This window comes from Pedobacter sp. GR22-6, assembly GCF_037402555.1.
GTDB lineage: Bacteria > Bacteroidota > Bacteroidia > Sphingobacteriales > Sphingobacteriaceae > Pedobacter.
In genome coordinates, this window is record NZ_JBBEUC010000003.1 from 829846 (window position 1) to 847372 (window position 17527).

At 47.7% G+C, this 17527-nt stretch carries 10 protein-coding genes; all 10 read left to right on the top strand.

Features of this window, described 5'->3' with window-relative positions:
* Positions 1-7: 7 nt before the first annotated feature.
* The 10 genes from WAE59_RS17545 (at position 8) to WAE59_RS17590 (ending at position 17522) form a co-directional block, all read left to right on the top strand.
* Entirely contained in the window at positions 8-1663 is a 1656-nt protein-coding gene (locus WAE59_RS17545; RefSeq protein WP_337857265.1) for an arylsulfatase, read from the top strand.
* Positions 1664-1680: 17 nt separating this feature from the next.
* Positions 1681-3525 (top strand): rhamnogalacturonan lyase, encoded by a 1845-nt coding sequence (locus WAE59_RS17550; protein ID WP_337857266.1) that lies wholly within the window; start codon positions 1681-1683, stop codon positions 3523-3525.
* Between the two features lie 5 nt (positions 3526-3530).
* Entirely contained in the window at positions 3531-4292 is a 762-nt protein-coding gene (locus WAE59_RS17555; protein WP_337857267.1) for a rhamnogalacturonan acetylesterase, read from the top strand.
* A 17-nt stretch (positions 4293-4309) separates the two neighbouring features.
* Entirely contained in the window at positions 4310-5110 is an 801-nt protein-coding gene (locus WAE59_RS17560) for a rhamnogalacturonan acetylesterase (RefSeq protein WP_337857268.1), read from the top strand.
* Positions 5111-5219: 109 nt separating this feature from the next.
* Positions 5220-8135, top strand: coding sequence for an exo-beta-1,4-galactosidase (locus tag WAE59_RS17565; RefSeq protein WP_337857269.1), 2916 nt, complete (start codon positions 5220-5222; stop codon positions 8133-8135).
* Positions 8136-8151: 16 nt separating this feature from the next.
* On the top strand, positions 8152-9288 hold the full coding sequence (locus WAE59_RS17570) for a glycoside hydrolase family 88/105 protein (RefSeq protein ID WP_337857270.1): 1137 nt from the start codon (positions 8152-8154) through the stop codon (positions 9286-9288).
* A 3-nt stretch (positions 9289-9291) separates the two neighbouring features.
* Complete coding sequence (locus WAE59_RS17575) at positions 9292-11739, top strand: glycoside hydrolase family 31 protein (protein ID WP_337857271.1); 2448 nt, start codon at positions 9292-9294, stop codon at positions 11737-11739.
* 5 nt (positions 11740-11744) lie between these two features.
* Entirely contained in the window at positions 11745-12056 is a 312-nt protein-coding gene (gene rhaM, locus WAE59_RS17580) for an L-rhamnose mutarotase (protein WP_337857272.1), read from the top strand.
* Between the two features lie 8 nt (positions 12057-12064).
* Positions 12065-14845: a glycosyl hydrolase gene (locus WAE59_RS17585; RefSeq protein ID WP_337857273.1), complete on the top strand. Its 2781-nt coding sequence runs from the start codon at positions 12065-12067 to the stop codon at positions 14843-14845.
* 403 nt (positions 14846-15248) lie between these two features.
* On the top strand, positions 15249-17522 hold the full coding sequence (locus WAE59_RS17590) for a fasciclin domain-containing protein (protein ID WP_337857274.1): 2274 nt from the start codon (positions 15249-15251) through the stop codon (positions 17520-17522).
* Positions 17523-17527: the final 5 nt, after the last annotated feature.

The window sequence follows — 17527 nt, forward strand, 5'->3', positions numbered from 1 at the left end:
CTGCTGCATGAACTCAAGAAAATCAATTCAGTATGCGCTTTCGGTGTTTAGACTGGTTATCTTATTGTTGATGTTGATTTGCTGCACTCAAACTAGCTTTTCCAGTGCCCTTCCTAAGGCTGCAAAGCAAAAGCAACCAAATATTATTGTGATCCTGGCCGATGATATGGGCTATTCTGATCTGGGTTGTTTTGGTTCAGAGATCAGCACTCCCAATTTAGACGATATGGCTCGCAATGGACTAAAAATGACACAGTTTTATAATGCTTCCCGTTGCTGCCCCAGCCGGGCTGCATTACTTACAGGTCTGTATCCTCATCAGGCAGGTATAGGAGATATGGTGAATAGCCGCGTCGAACCAGCTTACCAGGGTTATCTGAATAAAAACTGTGTGACCCTGGCCGAGGCATTGCGTCCTTTTGGCTATGCCACCTTTATGGCTGGCAAATGGCACGTTGGGCAGGATAAGGCCCATTGGCCTTTGCAAAGAGGCTTCGACAGGTATTTTGGCCTCATTGATGGTGCATCTAGCTATTTTGATACGTTCCCTTACCGGGCCAATCAGAAACTAACTATGGCGCTTGATCAGGAAGAGTTTAAGCCAGATCAACCCTATTATGCTACAGATGCTTATACGGACTATGCCCTGAAATTTCTGGAAGAGAACCGTGCCTCAGGGAAACCCTTCTTTTTATACCTTGCTTACCAGGCACCCCATTGGCCGCTGCACGCGCTTCCTGAAGACATCGCCAAATACAAGGGAAAGTATATGAAAGGCTGGGACCAGATCAGGGAAGCACGCTATCGAAAAATGCAGGCCGAAGGCATCATTGCCAAAACTACGAAATTGTCGCCGCGCGATGCAGAAGTTCCGGATTGGTCATCACTCGGTGATGAGGAAAAAAACCGGTGGGACGATCAGATGGCCGTATATGCAGCGATGATCGACCGCATGGATCAAAATATTGGCAGGTTGAGAAAGCAACTGGAGAAAATGGGAGAAACAGAACATACCCTGATCCTTTTTCTTTCAGATAATGGGGCCAGTCACGAGGTGATAAACGACAAAGGTTTCCTGCCGGAGATTTACCAGCGCAGTCAGCTGCTTTCCAGCAATCCCAATTCTTTTACTGCCTATGGCCATCCTGGTGCGAATGTAAGCAATACACCCTTCAGGATGTTCAAACATTGGGAATATGAAGGGGGAACCGCCAGTCCTTTTATCGCCTTTGGACCGGGGCTTGTCAAAGCCGGGCGTACAGTTCATACACCAGCTCATGTGATCGATATCATGGCAACATGTCTGCAGCTCGCAGGAGGCAGTTACCCTTCAGTTGTTGCAGGACAGCCTATCAAGGCTTCAGCAGGCATAAGTTTAGTCCCTGTATTTAGAGGACAATACTGGAAAGGGCACGATGCACTGTATTTTGAACATGAGGGCAACCGTGCAGTCCGGCAGGGCAAATGGAAATTGGTATCCAATTTTCCGGAAAACAAATGGCATTTATACAATATGGATCAGGACCGTACGGAACTGCAGGATTTGAGTACTGTTCAGCCCGCTGAGGTAACCCGGCTTTCGGCGTTGTATGATATCTGGGCAAAGCAAGCTGAAGTGATCCCTTTTGAGAAACTTCAAAAGAAAAAAGGAGGGACCGAATAATTGAAATTAAAACCAATATGAAGAGATTAACCTTTTTGCTATTCAGTATGCTGGCCTTCAATTTGTATGGCTTTGGACAGCGCTATATGGAAAAACTGGATCGCGGACTCATCGCTGTCAGGCAATCCGGAGATTCAGTCTATCTGGGTTGGCGCTTGTTGGGTACCGATGCAGATGATATCGCTTTCAACTTGTACCGGCAAACGGAAAAAGAACCGGCACTGAGGCTCAATACCCAGCCGTTGGCAGAAAGCACCAATTTTGTAGATGCGGCTGCAGCCGCGGGAAAGCAACAACGCTATTTCCTGAAGTCTGTGCTAAATGGTCAGGAAACGGAGACTGGTAAAAGCTATTTGTTGCCGGCCAATGCTCCTGTACAGCAATACCTCAATATTCCATTGCGTACCCCAAAGGGCTATGCGCCAAACGATATTGCCGTGGGAGATCTGGATGGCGATGGCACCTATGACCTGGTGCTGCACCAGGCCGGAAGGAGTAAAGACAATTCCAGTAATGGCCCTACAGATCCTCCCATTTTCCAGGCCTATAAGATGGATGGTACCTTTCTTTGGGAGATCAACCTGGGCAGGAATATCAGGGAAGGGGCCCATTATACCCAGTTCATGGTGTATGATCTCGATGGCGACGGCATTGCCGAGTTTGCCTGTAAAACAGCAGATGGCACAGTAGACGGTCTGGGCAAGGTGATCGGCGATCCGGATAAAGACTGGCGCAATGCCAATGGAAGAATCCTCGCAGGCCCGGAATTCTTCACCATTTTCAGTGGTAAAACAGGGGCTGCACTGGCCACTACCGATTATATCCCCGAAAGGGGGGATCTTGGTGCCTGGGGCGGTCGGGGCGGCAATGGTAAAAACGACCGGACGGGCAATCGTGCCGACCGTTTTACAGCCTGTATTGCCTACCTGGACGGTGTAAGACCGAGTATCGTGATGTGTCGCGGCTACTATGGCCGAACTGTCCTGGCGGCATGGGACTGGCGGGATGGAAAGCTAAGCTCCCGCTGGGTCTTTGATACCAAAGATGGCAGAAATCCCTATTCCGGGATGGGCAACCATAACCTCTCTGTTGCCGATGTGGACGGCGATGGCAAAGACGAGATCATTTACGGATCCATGTGTGTGGATGACGACGGAAAGGGATTGTATACTACGGGACTTCGCCATGGTGACGCCCTGCATGTCTCAGACCTGGATCCGGAACGGCCCGGACTAGAGGTTTTTGGCGTTCACGAAATTGAAGAAGGCACCAAAGGGCCTGGCGTAGCAGTTTTTGATGCCGCTACAGGAAAACTGCTCTGGCATGGTTCCGAAGACGAAGATGTGGGCCGGGGAGTAGCGGAAAACATCGACAATACCCGCATGGGCGCCCAAATGTGGTGGTCCGGTTCCAACGGGCTCTTCGATATCCATGGAAACCGCATTGGCGAGCAACCGCGTTCTACTAATTTTTTGATCTGGTGGGATGCCGACTTGTCCAGGGAACTGCTGGATGGCAACCACATAGACAAATACAATGGGGGGAGGTTATTTACAGCCAACGGATGTGTCTCCAATAACTGGACAAAATCTACCCCCTGCCTGAGTGCAGATCTGTTCGGCGACTGGCGGGAAGAGGTTATTTTCAGGACCTATGACAACCAGAGCCTGAGGATTTATACGACAACCATCCCCACTAACCATCGGACCTATACCCTCATGCATGACCCGCAATACAGGCTAAGTGTTGCCTGGCAAAATGTCGGCTACAACCAGCCGCCACACCCCGGATTCTATTTCGGGTATGGCATGAAAAAAGCACCCAAGCCCAATATCCTATTGGTAGAACCAAAGCAAAATTGACATAGATGAAAAAGATATTTATCCTGACCTCAATGGCCATTACATTTGTTATGCTGGCCTTCCAAATGAAAGAAAAACCTGTATTCCATATCATTGGAGATTCTACCGTCCGCAATTCCAATAAGGAAACCTGGGGTTGGGGCACGCCCATCGCAGCACTTTTTGATAGTACCAGGATTCAGGTAGAGAACAATGCCATGGCGGGGCGGAGTACCCGTACTTTCCTTTCTGAAGGAAGGTGGGACAAAGTACTGCAATCGCTGAAACCTGGTGATTTTCTGAGCATGCAGTTCGGGCACAATGACGGGAGTGCTCCTGATACCAGTAAAGCAGGCAGGCGTGGTGTATTAAAAGGCACCGGAGAAGAAACCAAGGTCCTGACCTGGCCGGATGGCCATGTCGAGACAGTACATACCTATGGCTGGTACCTGCGCAAATTTGTCCGGGAGGCAAAAGCGAAGGGGGCCATCCCCATTATTGTATCGATGATTCCCCGAAATCAGTTTAAGGAAGGAAAAGTGTTGCGTGTGGCCGATAATTTTGGGAAATGGGCCGCTACAGTTGCTAAAGAAGAAGGAGCCTATTTCATCGACCTCAATCAGATCGTTGCAGATCAGTACGACCAGATGGGGCCGGAAAAGGTTAAGTCTTTTTTTCCCGGAGACCATACACATACAAATCTGGAAGGCGCTAAATTTAATGCCGCGGCTGTTGTCACGGGTATAAGGATGTTAAAAGATTGTCCCCTGAACCAGTATCTTAAATAAATCATAAATACCTTTCCATGATGAAATCAAAATCAAACTTTCTTTCTGCCCTGTTGTTGATGGCCTTTGTGATCTTTTCTTCCTGTGCCCTCATTAAAGTAGCACAGAAACCCAGCCTATTCCTGATCGGGGATTCTACGGTCAAGAATGGAAAAGGAAAAGGCGACGGTTCGCTCTGGGGCTGGGGCAGCTTTATCGATTCCTTTTTTGATACCGATAAGATTAATGTGGAAAACCATGCCCTCGGGGGAACCAGTACCCGAACTTTTCAGGGCAAGGGTCTATGGGACAGCGTTCTGGTGAAATTAAAACCTGGAGACTATGTGATGATGCAGTTTGGTCACAATGATGGCAGCCCCCTGGACGATACCGCACGTGCACGCGGGACCATCAAGGGAATCGGGACGGAAAGCAAAGAAATCTACAATCCGATCAGCAAGAAAAAAGAGGTGGTTTATACGTATGGAGCTTACCTCAGGAAATTCATCCGCGACATCAAAGCTAAGGGAGCTACAGCCATCGTCTGTTCCCCGATTCCGCGCAACCCGGTAAAACAAGGGGCAATAGTACTGTCGGTCGACAGCTACGCTGCTTGGGCGAAAGAAGTGGCTCTTTCCGAAAAAGTGAGTTTTATAGACCTCAATAAGCTCATCAAGGAGGAATACCAGGCAATGGGTGCAGAAAAAGTGTCCACCTTTTTCACAGAGAAAGACCACACCCATACCAATGAGGCCGGGGCCAGGGTCAATGCTGCGGCAGTTGTCGCAGGATTGAAAATGCAAAAGGGCAATTCATTGAATAAATACCTGAAAAACTGAGGTTTATTGCGCTACAACAGGATGAAACAGGTTGCCTGTGTTGGTTTAGATTGCTATACTAGCATTCTAAACCAAATATAGCAGCTGTAAAACAGGCTGTTTTGAAATTATGCATGCTACAGTATTTAAATTTAACAAGGCCTTAGTTGCCTGTCTCTATATCCTGCTGCTGTTATCAGGATCGCTGAACGCCCAAACCATTTCGTTAAAGGGCAAGTGGCGATTCAAAATGGATGCCCATGATCTGGGTGAAAAAGAGAAGTGGTTCAGTACAAAACTTCCTGAATCTGTAAACCTTCCTGGTTCTATGGCAGAGAACCTGAAGGGAGATGACATTACCTTAAAAACGAAATGGACGGGTAGCATTTACGACAGCTCCTGGTATTTCAATCCGCGTCTGGCCAAATTCAGGAAGGAAGGGAACATCAAAATCCCATTCTGGCTCACACCTGCGAAACACTACATCGGTGCAGCCTGGTATCAAAAAGATATAGAAATTCCAGGCAACTGGAGAGGCAGGCGTATAGTGCTTAGTCTCGAATATCCTCACACGGATGCAAAGGTCTGGCTGGATGATGTGTTGCTGGGTAGCCAGTATACCTTTGTAGTTGCGCAAAATTTCGAGCTCCCGGCTGATCTTTCTGCCGGGAAACACAGGCTGAGCATTCGGGTCGACAATACCATTAAGGCCATCAACGTGGGGCAGGATTCACACAGCCTTACCGATCATACCCAGGGCAATTGGAACGGCATAGTGGGTAAACTGCAGTTGCAGGCAGGACCAAAGATCTACTTTGAAGACATCCAGGTTTATCCTGATTTGAAATCCAGATCTGCAAAGATCAGGATTCAGCTTAAAGATGCAGCAAAGGCCAGTTCTTCCGGGAAAATTACGCTATCGGCATCCAGTTTCAATACCTCCACAAAACTCAACGTAAAAGAACAGACTTTTCCCTACCAGATGACAAAGGGTACTGCTGTATTGGAAGTGGATTTCCCCATGGGGGAGCGTATTGTGACCTGGGATGAATTCGATCCTGCACTTTACCTGCTCAAAGCTACATTGCTGCCTGAGCGGGGAGAGAAAGACTACAAAGAGCTGCAGTTTGGGATGCGCGAATTTAAAGCTGTGGGCAGGCATTTTGAAATCAATGGCCGTCCGGTTGTTTTACGGGGAACTGTCAACAACTGCGAGTTTCCCCTTACCGGATATCCTGCTATGGACGTAGCCTCCTGGCTCCGTATTTTTCGCATCTCCAGGGCACATGGACTCAATCACATGCGTTTCCATTCCTGGTGCCCTCCTGAAGCGGCCTTTATTGCCGCAGACCAGCTGGGTTTTTATTTGCAGCCCGAGGGGCCTAGCTGGGCCAATCACGGTTCTTCCATCGGTAATGGAAAGCCAATAGACCAGTTCATCTATGACGAAACCAATCGGATCAGTAAAAACTATGGGAATTATGCTTCCTTTTGCATGCTCGCTTACGGAAATGAGCCGCGTGGCAATCAGGTCAAGTACCTGAGCGAGTTCAATGATTATTGGAAAGCGAAAGATTCAAGGCGCCTCTACACCGGGGCTTCCGTGGGCGGAAGCTGGCCGGTGATTCCCAATAACGAGTTCATGGTGCGCGCAGGTGCGAGGGGGCTCGATTGGAACCGCAGACCGGAAAGCCTATCAGATTACAGCAAGCAAATTGAACAGTTTACCGTACCTTTTGTTGCCCACGAGATGGGCCAGTACTGTGCCTTTCCCAATTTTGCAGAAATTAAAAAATACACCGGAGTTTACCGGGCCAAAAACTTTGAACTGTTTGAAGAAGACCTGAAGGATCATGGCATGGCAGATCAGGCAGAGGCCTTTTTAATGGCCTCCGGGAAATTACAACTGCTTTGTTATAAGAATGAGATCGAGAAGGCTTTACGCACGCCAAATTACAGTGGATTCCAATTACTTTCCTTAAATGATTATCCCGGACAGGGAACAGCGCTGGTTGGTGTACTGGATGCATTCTGGGATGAGAAAGGATATAGCAAGGCGAAAGACTTTAGTCGTTTCTGCAACAGTACGGTGCCGCTCACGCGCATCCCGAAATTTGTCTACCAAAACGATGAGACCTTTGAAGCTGCAGTGGAAATCGCCCATTTTGGAAAGGAAGCTTTGCAGCATGCGCGCATTTCCTGGACCATCAGGGACCAAGCCGGGACCGTGCTCAGCAGTGGTGCCTTTGCAGATCAAAATATTGCCATCGGCAATGCACATACCATTGGCAGTTTAAAATTTCCGCTCAACACCATCAGCAAGGCCGCAAAGCTGAACCTGGAGGTTGCTGTTGAGGGAACAGCCTTCATCAACGACTGGGATTTTTGGGTTTACCCGGCTCAACTCCCGGCGGATAAAAGTAGTAGTTTTTACTATTGCCGCAGTTTAGACGCCAGGGCCCGCGAAGTTCTGGAGCAAGGCGGTAAGGTGTTTTTAAATGCTTCAGGCAAAATAGTAAAGGGGAAGGAAGTCGTGCAGACCTTTCTTCCAGTGTTTTGGAATACCTCCTGGTTCAAGATGCGTCCGCCGCATACCCTTGGCTTCCTGTGCAATCCCAAACACCCTGCATTCGAAGACTTCCCCACTGATGGTCATAGCGACCTGCAATGGTGGGAAATTGTAAATAAGACCCAGGTAATGAACCTGGAAGATTTTCCGGAAGGATTTAAACCTATTGTTCAGCCGATCGACACCTGGTTCATGAACCGTCGACTGGGAATGATCCTCGAAGCGAAAGTAGGCAAGGGCAAACTGCTCTTATCGAGCGCCGACCTCTCTCCTGAGCTTAAAAATGCCCCGGCTGCCCGGCAGTTGTTTTTTAGCCTGCAGCGCTATATGGAGTCTGAAAAGTTCAGCCCAGGAGTAGATGTCCCTTTGGACGCAATTCAAGGACTGTTTGAACGCCCCTCCAGGGAACAGTTCGACACTTATACCAAGGATAGTCCGGATGAATTAAAGGTAAAGTCCGAAAAGAATAAACAGTAGTTTTTGAGCATAACATATGATGAATTTTAAACAAAAGTCAGCTGTCATACTGGTATTCCTGGGGTTGACAGTACAGTTGTCCCTGGCCCAGAAAATTCCAGCCAAAAAGCAGGTATTGAAAACATTACAGCTGACCAATGCCTATTTTATGAATAAATGGCCCGATGCGGGCAAGTCGATCGTGACCAATAAAGAAAGGCCCAGCAACATTTGGACAAGGGCGGTCTATTATGAAGGTTTGATGAGTCTGTATGCGATCAAACCCGAACGTTCTTATTACGATTATGCTGTACAATGGGGTGATAAGCACCAGTGGGGACTAAGGGCCGGCGTTACCACCAGGGATGCCGATAACCAGGCCTGTGGCCAGACCTATATTGACCTCTACCAAATTGATCAAAAGCCTGAGCGCATCAGAGACATCAAGGCTTCGATAGACCTGATGATGAATTCGGGCAAAATAAGCGACTGGACCTGGATCGATGCGTTACAAATGGGAATGCCTGTTTTCGCTAAGCTAGGGGTACTGTATAAAGACGATGCCTATTTCGAATACATGTACAAAATGTATAAGCACACCAAAAATGTTGAAGGAGGCGGTCTGTACAATGCAAAAGACGGCTTGTGGTGGCGGGACAAAGATTTCGTGCCCCCCTACCGGGAACCTAACGGTGAGGACTGCTACTGGTCACGCGGAAACGGCTGGGTAGTCGCAGCCCTGGTCAAGGTACTGGAGATCATGCCGGAAAATGCCCCGCATCGGGAAGAATACCTGAAAACCTACCAGGAGATGCTAAAAGCATTGGTTCCGATACAGCGGGCAGATGGGTTCTGGAACGTGAGTTTGCACGATGCCAGCCATTTTGCCGGGCCGGAAACATCAGGAACTGCCTTATTTGTGTATGGAATGGCCTGGGGTTTGAATAAAGGGATTTTGGAAGAAAAAATATACAGACCTGTAGTGGTCAAAGCATGGAATGCCATGCAGCAGCAGGCTGTACATAAAAATGGTTTTTTAGGTTACCTGCAGGGAACGGGTAAGGAGCCAAAAGATGGCCAGCCGGTAAGTTATACCAGTATGCCCGATTTTGAAGATTATGGATTGGGCTGTTTCCTCCTGGCAGGTACAGAAGTGTATAAAATGAAACGCTAGCAAATGGGCAGGTTGTTGTTGAAAGTCGCATTGCTTTTGTTGCTGCCGCTGATTGCCGGAGCACAGGGTATTGGTGATTACCGTTCAGGCTTTAAAAGACAGGGAAATGAACTGACATTTTTAACTACCGCGGGAACAGTCCGTATTGATTTTTGCAGTCCGGAAATGTTGCGGCTGAGGAGCAGTTGGGATGGCAAGTTCGAGGCAGATGAGCATCTGATGGTCAGCAGGTATAAATGGCCGGCTGTTGCACTGACTACGGCAGACCGTGGCGCATACTTTCTGCTGAGCACAAGCAGCTTGTCGGTCAGGATATATAAGAAAGCCTTTCGTATGGAAGTCTATGACCGCAGCGGTAATCTGCTCTCATCTGAGAAAAAAGGGCCTTATAAAAAAGCAGCGTCCGTCGGCCTGACCAAAAACCTCAGCCCAGATGAGCATTTCTTTGGTTTCGGTGAGCGGATGGATTTCCTGGACCGCCGTTCCAAAAAAGTAACACTCAATGTAGGCCGTGGCAAAGGCCTGCCACATGCCATTGGCGCTTACAACATTTTGGAGGCCAACTACAGTCCCGTACCTTTTTTCATGAGCACAAAGGGCTACGGTATTTTTCTGCACAACAGCTTTGCAACGGATTGGGACATGGGAGCCAGTCAAAAGGATGCGTACAGCTTTACCGCGGTTGATGGGCCATTGGACTATTATTTCATCTACGGACCTACTTTTCGTCATATACTGGATCGTTATACCTCGCTCACCGGTAAATCACCCATGCTGCCTCAATTTGCATTGGGCTTACATGCCGGCACTTATAGCGGTGGCACCTGGGGTTATGAAGCCCAGACTTCTACACAATATGTACTGGAACTGGCAAAGAAATACCGTGCCATGGGCATTCCTGTTGATTTACTGTGGCTGGATTCTACCTGGCGCTTATTTGGTGAAAGGGGTGGCAAAGGCGCTACTTCATTCGAGTGGCGCGAGACATTTAAAGATCCAAAATCCATGTTCGACAGCATTTATGCACTGGGCTATAAGATGGTGGGCCTGCACATTCGTCCACGTTTTGACAATGCAAAACAATTGAACCTGCTGGACCAGGCCAGGGCAAAAGGTTATACCTATCCTGAGGATGGAAAACCTGGAGAATTCGTCAATTTTTTTGACAGCAATGCCGTCGATTGGTGGTGGAAGAACGGAGTGATGCGTGTGGCAGGCATTGGTGCCAAATTTCTAAAAACCGATGAGGGCAGCGCTTTCGGAGCCCTGGCCAATGAGAGTGAAAAGGTAGGGCCAACAGGTAGAGAAGCAGCGCGTTTACACAACGTATTCCCTCTCGCTTACGCAAAAGCACCATTTGAAGCCTTCCAGAAATTCAACAATATGCGGGGACTAAACCAGACCCGGGAAGGTTATGCCGGGATCCAGCGCTACCCTTATATTTTTGCGGGCGACTGGCCCAGCGAATGGCAGTATTTCGCACCCGTCATCAAAGCCGGATTGAACATCGGGATCTCAGGCGTGGGCTCATGGGCGCATTGCATGGGTGGCTTCGAGCATCCGGCAGATCCGGAACTGTACATCCGCTGGGTTCAGTTTGGGATGTTCAGTCCGATCGCTATGGTCTTTGGTATGGACCATTCCGGATATAAAGAACCCTGGAACTATGGTGAAGCGGCACTGCGCAATTTCAAAAAATATGATGTGCTGCGGTACCGGATGATGCCTTACCTATACACCGGGATGCAGCAGCAATACCAAACGGGTTATCCCATGATGCGGGCATTGGTGCTGGACCACCAGGAGGATGAAAATGTATACGAAATTGGCGATCAGTATATGCTGGGGGATCATTTGATGGTAGCACCGGTCACCACAAAAGGGGCCATCACCAGGTCTGTCTATTTGCCAAAAGGAACCTGGTTCAATTACTGGACCGGGGAAAAATACACCGGCAGCCACTATGTGCATGTGGTCGCTCCATTGGACACCATTCCCCTGTTCGTCAAAGGAGGTGCCATCATCCCGATGCAGCCGGAAATGTTGTACACCGGAGAAAAGCCCTTAGATCTGTTGACATTAGATATCTTCCCCTTTGGAGCATCATCATGGGAACTTTACGAGGATGATGGGCTGAGCATGAACTACCAAAAAGGCCATTCTTGCATCACCAGGTTGTCGGCGCTTGAATCCGAAAAGGGGCTGAAAATAGGCATCGCAAGGCCGAAAGGCAATTTCTCACCTGCGCTGCGCAGTTATGTAGCTAAAATTCACTGGACTTTGAGTAATTTACCTGCTAAAGTTGAGGAAAATGGCAGCGTGCTGCAAGCTTTGAAATCCAGGGAGGAACTGGAGAAATCGGCAGGCTGGTTCTATGATGCCGAAGCTGCGTTGCTTTGGTTCAGAACTAAGGGCAACAGTACACAGGATTTATCCATTCAAATCAATTGAGTATCATGTTAAAGATCGCATTTAAAATGAAATTGAAACCCGGCTTCGGGGACGAATATAAGAAGAGGCACGATAAACTCTGGCCCGAACTGATCACGTTACTCAAAGAAAACGGGATCAGTGACTATTCCATCTTCCTGGATGAAGAAACTAACACCCTCTTCGCTGTTCAGCAACAGAACGGCGCATCTTCACAGGATCTGGGAAGTACAGCGGTTGTTCAGCGGTGGTGGGCTTATATGTCCGACATCATGGAGAGCAATTCCGATCATTCACCCATTAGTACGCCCTTGCTCAAAGTTTTTCACCTGGATTAATACTGAATATGAAATTGACCACCATCGCCTGCTTCATGGGCATCTTGTTGTTATCGGATAGCACTACCGCACAGACCAAGACAAAGGCTACTCAAGTATGGCCGGTTGTGGAAAAGCAAATGAAACCCTGGACCAGGTGGTGGTGGATGGGCAATGCGGTAAATGAGGCCAACATCAGCAAGGTGCTGGCCCAATACCAGAAAGCGGGTATCGGTGGAGTAGAGATCACACCCATTTACGGAGCGGTCGGTTTTGAACAGCGGTATATTGATTTCCTTTCGCCAAAATGGATGAAAATGCTCAACCATACCGTACAGCAGTCCAATACACTGGGTATGGGGGTAGATATGAACACAGGTACAGGCTGGCCTTTTGGCGGACCGAATGTGAAGCCGGAGCAGGCCGCAACCAAACTGATCGTTCAGCAGTATGAATTGAAAGCTGGTCAGCGGCTCAGCGAGGCCATCAAGGTCAGGGAAAGCAAACAGGAAGCCGCAAAACTGCAAGCTTTAACGGCCTATGGCAGTCAGGGCGAAACGCTCGATCTCCTGAACAAAGTTACAGCAGATGGCATTTTAAACTGGAGTCCGGAAAAGGGAGACTGGCAATTGTATGCGGCCTTTGCCGGAAAAACAAGGCAGCAGGTTAAGCGTGCGGCTCCCGGTGGAGAAGGGCTGACTATGGACCACCTGGATAAAAATGCAGTCAGTCAATACCTAGAACGCTTCGATGAGGCATTCGCATCCAAACCTCAGGGTGTCCGGGCGTTCTTCAATGACAGTTATGAAGTTTATGGTGCCAACTGGACACCTGGCTTTTTTGATGAATTTCAGAAAAGGAGGGGCTACGATTTAAAAAGATACCTGAGGGAACTGGTCGGCAAGGATTCAGTCAGCGCCAACATAGCACGCCTGAAATCAGATTACCGGGAGACCATGAGTGAACTGTTATTGACGAATTTCACACAAAACTGGACCGATTGGGCTGCAAAGTACAGGGCCCTGAGCCGCAACCAATCCCATGGCTCACCAGGCAATTTACTGGACCTGTACGGAGCTGTAGGCATTCCGGAGACCGAAACTTTCGGCTCCAGCTATTTTCCAATTGCCGGGCTCCGCCGCGATAGTGCCGACATCAGGAATGTGGATCCCGATCCCATGATGTCTAAATTTGCTTCCTCAGCAGCCCATACTGCCGGAAAAAAGTTGGTTTCTTCAGAAACATTTACATGGCTCACAGAACACTTTAAAACTTCTTTCGCACAGTGCAAGCCGGAAGTAGAACAGCTGTTTCTCTCCGGGGTCAACCATGTTTTCTATCACGGCACAACCAATTCCCCTGAGGACGCGGTCTGGCCAGGATGGTTATTTTACGCTTCAGTGGAGTTCAATCCCAATAACAGCCTATGGCCGCATATTTCCGGACTGAACGAGTACATCAGCCGCTGTCAGTCTGTATTACAATCGGGGAAGTCCGATAATGAACTGCTGATCTATTGGCCCATATACGATGTCTGGAACAATGCCAAAGGAATGGATATGGCCATTAAGGTACATAATGTAGACGAATGGTTGCATCCTACAGCCTTTTATCAGTTGTCTAAAGGACTGTCCAAACAAGGATATTCATTTGATTTCGCATCCGACCATTTGCTGGGGCAGGCAGTGGTAAACAAAGGTCTGGTCAGCATCGCCGCTGCGGCCAGTCCGTATAAGGCCTTGGTTTTTCCTGCTTGCGAACTGATGAGTTTGGCTACTTTGAAAAAAGCAATCCAGTTGGCGGAAGATGGGGCTACCGTCATCTTTCAGCAATTGCCCAAGGATGTTCCCGGCTTAGCAGCATTGCAGGAACGCAGGCAGGAGTTGAAGGCCATTTTGGCCACACTGAAATTCGGGGAGGCAAAAGATGGGATCAGGGAGTTTGCCCTTGGTAAAGGGATGATCCTTTTGACAGCACATGTAGAACAGGCCCTTGCAAAACGGGGTATCCTTCGGGAGGCGCTGACCGACACAGGCATTCAGTTCATCCGCAGGAGTTTTGAAGGGGGGAAATACTATTACCTGGTCAACCACTCTGGAAAAGATATAGATACGGAACTGCCATTGAATGAAGCCGGCAGTGTCATTTTAATGGATCCGCAAAGCGGTGCTTACGGCCTGGCTGGCGCCAGACAGCGCGCTGGCGGGCTCAATGTACGTATTCAGCTCCGTTCGGGCGAAGCCATGATCCTTCAGCTGAATAAACAGGACTCAGCGCTTCCGCCTTGGGTGTATTTAGGCAAGCCTTCTGCGATCATCGAACTGAATCGGCCCTGGGAGCTGAACTTTACTGCTGGCGGGCCCAAATTACCCGCGAATCGTAAAATAGATCATTTGGGTTCCTGGACGAATTTACCTGATCCAGCCTTGCAGGCTTTTTCAGGTACAGGTATTTATACGACCACATTTACGCTCGCACAAAAGACAGCCAAAGAGTATCTACTCCAGCTGGGCAAGGTAGATGAAAGCGCGAGGGTATGGATCAACGGGCAGGAAGTGGGCATACTTTGGAGCATTCCCTTTCAAGCCCGGATCGGTAAATATTTAAAGACCGGCAGCAATACCATCAAGGTTGAGGTGGTCAATCTAATGGCCAACAGGATTCGTGATCTTGATCAGCGCAAAATCCAGTGGAGGAATTACCATGAAATCAATTTCGTCAACATCAATTACAAACCATTTGACGCCTCAGGCTGGTCGGTGATGCCTTCCGGCTTGAGCGGTCCGGTGAGCATCGTCCCTTATTATTAGCCAATATCCGGTATCAATCAGCAAAAAAGCGAGAATTTTTTTTGCTGGTTTTTGTTATTGAATTGCCTTTATTGCTGCCTGACGGGCGTTCTGGCTATGTCCAGAAAGCAATTGATCAAAAAATATAAAAATTCCAGGCAAAAGCAGGATGCAACAGGTTGCATCAATTTCAATTATCCCCTACATTAGTATAAGTAACCAAAATAACCGAGTAATCAAATAACCAAATAAACAACCAAGTAATACGAGTTAACAGCCGTTAATAACCAAATAAAACTGTATGTAAAAATTCTACTTTCTTCGCGGAATCAGTATACCTATATCTCTGATTTATTGATTTCGGATCTTTTACTGCTTACTTAAACAGTTCGTTATTAAGGCGTTTTTATTCAACAAAAATGCTATGGATAAAATTATCAAAAAAAGTTTAATTGTCATGCTGACGCTTATCGTAGCCATTAGCGGTTGCAGAAAAGAAGAGTTTGATGCCTATTATGGTCGCCCCGAAAACCTGGCCGATCCCATTTACCAGCAATTGCAGGCCATGGGGAATTTTACGAATTTCCTAAGCTGTGTAGATAAAGCGGGATACAAACAGACGCTGAGTTCCGCGGGTTCCTGGACCGTATTTGCACCTGATGATGCAGCATTTGCTACTTACCTCAAGGCAAGTAACCTAAGCGGTATTGATGCTGTGGACGAGGAGCTGGCGAAGAGGATTGTCAGGTATTCCATGATCTATAACGGAGAAAGTGTGGAGCGTCTGGGGTACTACCTGGGTACCACTGGCGGATGGGATGAAAACAATTCCAATACCGCCTTCAGGCGTAGGACGGTGTATTACGATTTTGTACAGGATGGCAAAAACCCACTTGGCAGGGATATCAAAATCATCAATGCCAACCGTAATGGTTCTTTTCTGGCTACCGACTTCAATAACAAGAATATACCTTATTTCTTCAGTGCCTACATGGGACGAAACGGACTTACAGAAGCCGACTACAAATACTTTTATCCAAACAGCAGTTACTCTGGTCTGAATGTCGGGCCGGCAAATATTCTGGCCGACAAGAAAGACATCACCGCGGAGAATGGTGTGATTCATATTGTGGATCAGGTTTTAGTTGCACCCTTAAGTATAGATCAGTACCTGCAGACCAAGCCAGATTATAGTGATTTTAATGACATCATCAACAAATTTGCAAGCTATTCTGCAAATAACGACGTAACCCATACTTACCAGGTTTTGACGGGTAAAACAGATTCCGTTTATGTCAAGCTGTATAATGCTGCACTTACGTTTTCTCCTAATAATGAAAATTATTTGAAGATCAACGCAAACGATGTAAATGATGCCCAGCAGGCTTCTTATTCCATTATTGTTCCGGACAACGAATCTATGAGGGACTATGCGAAAAAGGTTTTACTCAAGTATTATCCGGCAGGAACCAGGCTTCAGGACCTTTACCTGCTGAATACGGGGATCCTGATCAATTTTGTAAATGCCCATTTGTACAACAGAACGCTGTGGCCAAGTAAAATGAGCAGTACCAACAATCCCCTTGTTGGCTCGGTGGACATTAACATCAATGCCGATATTAAAGATAAACAGAGCTTAAGTAACGGTTTTTTCTATGGATCATCAAAAGTACTGAAGGCCAATATTTTTCATACGGTATTTGGACATGCCTACCTGGATCCCAAATATTCGCTGATGGTGAAAGCATTGACGCTTGAAGGGTATGACCTCAGTTTGAAATTGCCTTCTTCACGTTTCATGATGGTCATGGTTTCCGATAAGGTATTGGCTTCTATGGGCTTTAGTTATGATGCATACTTGCCGCGTGCCCCGATCCGCTACAATGGTACAGATGGTCGGGTATTACTCAGACGCATCCTGCAGACCCATATCATCCCTTTGGATGGCAGTTATGTCCCTGATCTGAGTGGTACAGGTATGTTGAAAACCATGGGCAATGAATTCATTAAGTATTCTGCCGGCCGCTTAATTTCTGCCGGTACCTTGGATAGTGCCGATGCAGGCAGGCGATCAGTTCGGATCGATTCTGTCAGATCTTCTACTGTAGGCAACGGCTTAGCTGCCAATGGAAGTGTAGTTTACACCAATGGTTTGTTGAGTCCATCTTCAGTAACGATTGGAACGCACATTGCTGCCAATGCCACCACTACTGCAAGTCCTTACTACAAATTTTATCAGTACCTGTTCAATAGTGCCTTGTTTAATAAAACTACAGGAGATGTCACTGGTGTATCGCTAGGTCTCAATTATACCTTTTTGATCCCTACAAACGCTGCAATTGATCAGGCCATTGCGGCCGGCCTGCTTCCTGCGAGTCCTACTTCCACAGCTGCGGTAGACATTTCCAATGTTAGCCGGTTTATCCAATACCACATCCTTAAAAATGAATCTAATGCGCCAATTGCCATCATCAGGAAATCGGCGACTGATGGTAATGGTGAAGGTACTCATGAAACCATGTACAAGGATCAGGATGGTATACAGAATACCGTTCGCATCGCCGATAATTCCGCAGCAGGGTTTACGGTATATGACAATAAGGGGCGTGCAGCACACACCATTCTGGCCAATAGCAACATCCTCTCTGATAGGAAACTGATCCACCTGATCGATACTTACTTAAACTATAACTATTAATTGTC